Source organism: Lawsonibacter sp. LCP25S3_E2 (assembly GCF_052117285.1).
GTDB lineage: Bacteria > Bacillota > Clostridia > Oscillospirales > Oscillospiraceae > Lawsonibacter.
On sequence record NZ_JBQKJL010000068.1, the window covers coordinates 1 to 947 of the forward strand.

Sequence of the window (947 nt, forward strand, 5' to 3'; positions counted from 1 at the left end):
CCACATGGCGCAGCCTCGCGCAGACCAGCATCAGGGCGGAGTTGCCGTCAGGGAACGTTCCCACCACGCGGGTTCTGCGGCGGATCTCACGGTTCAGCCGCTCAATCACGTTGTTGGTGCGGATACGCGTCCAATGCTCGCTGGGAAAATCGCAGTAGGTCAGCGTCTCCTCAATGCCGTCCTCGACCTTCTTGGCAGCCTCCTTCAGTTTCATGGCGCGCAGCTCGGCGACCACAGTCTTTGCCTTCTCGCGGGACGCCTTCTTACTCTCCTGGGCGTGGATCGCCTTGAGCATTTTTGCCACAATTTTAACCTTGGATTTGGGTACAACAGAGAAAACGTTGCGGTAGAAATGCACCGTGCAGCGCTGGTATTTGGCATCTGGGAACACCTCACCCACGGCCTCCAGCATCCCCATACACTTGTCGCCGACGATGAGCTTTACACCGTCCAAGCCGCGTCCACGGAGCCACTGGAAGAAGCTGACCCAACTGGCCTTGTCCTCCTTCATGCCCTCGGCGGCTCCCAAAACCTCACGAAAACCGTCCTCATTCACGGCAATTGCCACCAAAACAGCAACATTTTCGTACTCTCCGCCCCAGTTGCGGCGCAAGTAGATGCCGTCCACATAGACATACGGATAGCGCCCGCCCTGCAAGGGGCGGTTCCGCCAGTCCTCGATGTGAACGTAGGCTTTCTTGTTCAGCTCGCTGATGGTGGCGGGCGAGACCTTGCTGCCCCACAGTGCCTCCGTGATGTCCTCCACCCGGCGCACGGAGACGCCCGCCAGGTACATCTCGATGAGGGCCTCCTCCACGCTGCTCTCCCGGCGGCGATACCGCTCGATGATGGCAGTCTCAAAGGACACGCCCTTGAGCCGGGGCATGTGGAGCGTGACGTCGCCGGAGGTTGTGGTGAGATTCCGGTCATAGTGGCCGCTGCGGTAG

General features: G+C 60.2%; 1 protein-coding gene. It reads right to left on the bottom strand.

All coding sequences use genetic code 11. The features are described from left to right. The coding region (locus ACTQ3R_RS16530; RefSeq protein ID WP_441780234.1) for an IS256 family transposase at positions 1-947 on the bottom strand (947 nt) is incomplete at both ends.